General features: G+C 21.8%; 4 protein-coding genes. 1 reads left to right on the top strand and 3 read right to left on the bottom strand.

From position 1 onward, the window contains the following. Positions 1-143: 143 nt before the first annotated feature. On the top strand, positions 144-392 hold the full coding sequence (locus tag G3997_RS05910; RefSeq protein WP_296644359.1) for a hypothetical protein: 249 nt from the start codon (positions 144-146) through the stop codon (positions 390-392). Positions 393-400: 8 nt separating this feature from the next. Here G3997_RS05910 and G3997_RS05915 read toward each other — a convergent pair whose 3' ends face one another. From G3997_RS05915 to G3997_RS05925, 3 genes are all read right to left on the bottom strand, one after another. Further along, positions 401-1,474, bottom strand: coding sequence for a glycosyltransferase (locus tag G3997_RS05915; protein ID WP_296644362.1), 1,074 nt, complete (start codon positions 1,472-1,474; stop codon positions 401-403). Between the two features lie 26 nt (positions 1,475-1,500). Next, complete coding sequence (locus tag G3997_RS05920) at positions 1,501-3,204, bottom strand: GTP-binding protein (protein ID WP_296644365.1); 1,704 nt, start codon at positions 3,202-3,204, stop codon at positions 1,501-1,503. 4 nt (positions 3,205-3,208) lie between these two features. Next, a partial coding sequence (locus tag G3997_RS05925; RefSeq protein WP_296644370.1) for a dynamin family protein occupies positions 3,209-4,860 on the bottom strand: 1,652 nt, incomplete at its 5' end.

Below are 4,860 nucleotides of genomic sequence, written 5' to 3' on the forward strand. Positions count from 1 at the left end.
TAYMWKWTTYCTTTTGTTAWTTATATATATATGTGCTTTATTGTCGTTTAAGGACTTATTTTATGTGTATTTGCGTGATGATATCTTGTCCTATTTATATTACTATTTAAGTATGGGGATTATTATTTTAGGGGGATATATTTATGATTATGTTTATAATATTTATTTCGTTATTTACAATTGCAATGATTTATTTTGTATCTATGGTTTGTATTCAATTTAACTACATAAATAATATCAACCTGCAGTTTGGAATGGATATAAATACACTATATTCAGATGAGTGTGATGAAGGTTTTTTAGGGTACATAAATACTTTAATAAGAAATTCTGCTATGAACTTATATAAAATACATAATTATTTCAATAAAAGAATAAGACATAGATATTAATCTAGGTCTTATTCTTTATTTATTATTGAATTAAATAAATTTTCATTATATATAACATATTTGTTATTTGGATTTATTCCCATACAACATTTATGATGATAATATGCCATTTTTATATCTCCAATACAAAAGTAACAATAACATAAATTAAGATGAGGTTTAAATCTTAAACAATATAAGTTAACACATCGAGTACAATTATCAGGTATAGGTTGCATTAATATAATTTCATACCAACTTATTGCCATATCATACTTTTCTTCATCTTCAAATGAAGATGCTATTTGATATAGTACTTCTCCAGTTGGTGGTGCATACTCAAAAGTTTTATAAAAATACTCTCTTCCTAACTTTATATTATTCTTATATAAATAGCATTTACCTATTTTACAAAGAGCATCAACTATTTCATAATTCCAAGTTCCTTTATCTATAAACTTCTTAAGTATATCTATAGCTTCATCCCAAAATCTATTACAGTATAACTCTTTTCCATAATAGTATAAGTCTCTTTCAGTAAAAATTATATTTTCTTCTAATTTTTTTCTATATAATTTTAAATTTCTATCACTTATAGTTTTAACTTTATCATGTACAATACAAATTTCACTGTTATATACTTTTCCACTAACTTCTATATATTCATGTACAAATCCAACCCATTTAAAGTTATTACTTCTTTTAACTATTCTGTTCCTTACCATTGTTATGCTAGGATTATCACACTGATCTATTTTCATACATGTGCACATTGTTACTACATCTATATCAAGTGATAAGTTTTCTTTTAAATTTAAAAGTTTTCCTTTACTTTCTTCATCTAATAATTCATCTGCATCTAACCATAATATATAGTCTTTAGTTGCTTTTTCAAATGAAAAATTTCTAGCATCTGAAAAATCATAATTCCACATATAATCATATATATTTTCTGTATATTTTTTAGAAATTGTCTTACTATTATCAGATGATCCTGTATCTACTATTATTATTTCATCAACTATATCACATATACTTTTTAAGCATCTATCTAAAACTAATTCTTCATCTTTTATTATCATACATAAGCTTAGGGTTATCATGTCTATACTCCTTATTAAATTTCCATTTATGCTTTATTGTATGATAGTTCTACAAATTTGGTTAAATCTGTTATATATTTTTCTATTTCTTCTACAAAGTTTTCTATTTCATATTTATTTATATATATTCCTTTTATATTTTTTAATATTTCATTAGTAGTGATTACTATTTCTTGATTAAGTTTTTCATAGTCTTTATTTAATTCTTCTTTTATATTTATTTTTAATCCTTTTATAAAATTATCTATATTTTTAAGTATTTCTTTATTATTTTTATCTTCTATAACCTTATCATATATAACCTTACCAACTGCTCCACTTACAGTTCCAGCTATTAAAAGAGGTGGAAGATATGTCATCATAGCAGCTCCAAGTGTAAGTGATGCTGCATAGTTTCCTAGTGTTGCACTATAAATTGATATAATTCCACCTGATGTTGCTCCAAGTATTGCTCCTGTACCAATTGTTGCAAGTATTGCATTCATATCACTTTTTTCTTTATCTAGTTTAAATGTAGGAGTATCTAATAATTCATTTTTATAAGTTATATCATTTACATATCTTTTGATATCATCATCCATTTCTTCACTTATCTCTTTTAAACAAGTACTCCATTCATTAAAATATAAATTATCTAATTCACCTTTTTTAGAATTTATCAAATCTGTTAAATATTTTTCATTTATATATGCATTAGCTATTTTTATATCTTCTTCGATTTTTTTAACTTCATCACTTAAAAATATTCTATCTATCCAATCATTTATTTCAAATTCCATTTTAGCATTTATATAATCTCTTTTATTTTGTAATAGTCGTTCATATTTTTTAAGCTCATTTATTAGTATACTTATGCTTTTATTGTAATCATTGTGAACTATTATATCTTTTTGGATTATACCTTCTATAGATGTTTTTATGCTTTTATCTTTTACTTTATTTGCGTTTTTGTGTATAGAGTCTATATAGTCAGTTAGCTTTTTAAAATTTTCTCTAAGCTCGGTATAGTTTGATACTATTATATCTGTACTTTTAGCTATTGTTTGTTGGCTCATTCTATGTTGATATTCAAGATATGCTGATATCATGAAAAATCTATCTATATAAATTCCATATTCACTACTTATATAATCTAAAATTTCACTTCTATTTTCACTCAATAAATCACATTTATTAATTACACCAATAATTGGTTTGTTGTATTCACTCAATAAATCTAGCACTTCTATTGTATCTTCTTGACCTAAGTGCGTTGCATCTATAACAAATAAAATTAAATCAGCATATTTAATATAATCTATAGTCTTTTTCTCATTATTTTCAGTTATACTTTTAACTCCTGGTGTATCTACTATATTTATTTTTTTTAAGTAATCTAAATTTAAAGAAATTCTTGTTAGTTCTCCAAATTTACTTACATCATTATTTTCATCATATACAACTTCTATTACTGATGATGTTGCCTCTAATACATCTACATCACTTATTTCTTTCCCTAAAATTGCATTTAAAAGACTTGATTTACCTGATTTTACTTCTCCTACTATAACTACATTTAAAGGAGCATATTGATTATGTTCTAATGCTTTTATATTTTCTATTTGAGCATTTAAATCTTCACATACTACATCATTAAAAGGTATTATTTCCTTTTGAGATAGTCTTTGTCTTATGGGCGAATTAAGTAAACTTTCTTTAATTTCATAAATATATCGACTTATATTTTCCACAATATCACCTCAAATTYATTAATATTTTTTCTATATTATCTAAAAAGCTAATATGTTTTTTTATAAGTTCATAATCTAAATACTTATCTTTAAAACTATTGTATTTAACTTTATTGATATCAGTTTTGATATAATCTAATTTATCTTTTAATGTAGTTTTTATTTCTTCTTCTAATTTGGTAATGTTTTTGCTGATATGATAATTTAATTCATTTTCATAATTATTAGTTCTTGTGGAGTTTGATTTGCCTAGTTTTGATAAATAACTTGATAGTTTATTAGTATTTTTATTTATATTGGTGTGATTATTATAATTTAGGATTAAATATTTACTTTTTGAAAAATAAACATTTGTATTTATATAATTTTTATTACTATTAGTATAATTTATTTTTTTTATTAAAGTATTATACATCTTTTCTAAATCTAGACTACACTGTTTCTCTAAATTTTCTATACTTTTTATTAAGTTATTAAAATCTTCTTTATTGTATATATTTTTTTTCTTAATCTTATCTATATGATTTAAYACATATAAGTATATCTCCTCACACTTTTTATTTAATTCAAAATTAACTTCATTGTAATTTGATATATCCTTATATAGATTTCTTTTATATGAATATATTTTATCTAGTATATTATTTTTCATTATAGATAAGTTTTTATACTTAGAATCTATTTGTTTTTTCTCACATACACTTGTAAAATTAACTTCTATAGATTTATATAAGCTATTTATATTACTTTTATATATTAACTCTTCATTTTTGTTTATAAATCCATTTAAGGCATCATATGATGATATATAAACTATATCATTAAATTTATCTTTATATATATCATTTACTTTTTCTTTTATTCTTTTCAAATCTTCATCATTTTTTATTATATCTATTTTATTAACTACACATATAAATTTTTTTTCATGTAAATTATCTATTTTATTAATTTCTTCTATTAGCTTATTAGTTTCTTTTGATACTATATTTTGAGCATCTATTAACCATATAACTCCATCTGCTTTTTTGTAGTATTTATTCATACGCTCTATTGTATTTTTTAATAATGTTTGATTAAGTCCTGGGGTATCTACTATTGTAAAGTCATTAAGTATTTTCTTATCTTTTAAATAGTATTTRATTTGTTCTATATCTGATTTATATAGATGTAATTTTTCTTGTTCAATTTTGTATTCTTTTAATTTATTTTTACTTAACCTATCTTTACAACTTAATATTTTTTTAGATATTTTCTTTTTTGATATTTTAAATTTATTCTCTTCTTCTTTTAATATTTTGTTGCCATTAGTTATACTTTTTACAATTTTTCTTTCATCATTATATGTTATTTCCATTTTTTCATTGTTAGATTTAATAAATAAATCTAGTTTCCATGTATTTGGTATGTCACTAGTTTCGATTATTCTATCTTGTAAAATAGCATTTATAAGAGTTGATTTTCCATAATTTCCACATCCCATTATAAATAATAAAAATGGATTTTCTAATTCTTTTATACTTTTAGTATTTTCTTTTAATTCTTCTTCTATATATGAAACTAAATTACTAGATTTATTATTTAGATTACTATTTATATCTTTTTTTAATAAATATAGYTCCTCATTTAAGCTATTAATTATATTCATTAATTTTT

This window comes from Romboutsia sp. 13368 (genome assembly GCF_018336475.1).
Classification (GTDB): domain Bacteria; phylum Bacillota; class Clostridia; order Peptostreptococcales; family Peptostreptococcaceae; genus Romboutsia.

Coding starts and splice junctions, on each gene's coding strand:
- G3997_RS05910 (WP_296644359.1), top strand. CDS start 144: ATGATTATGTTTATAATATTTATTTCGTTATTTACAATTGCAATGATT.
- G3997_RS05915 (WP_296644362.1), bottom strand. CDS start 1,474: ATGATAACCCTAAGCTTATGTATGATAATAAAAGATGAAGAATTAGTT.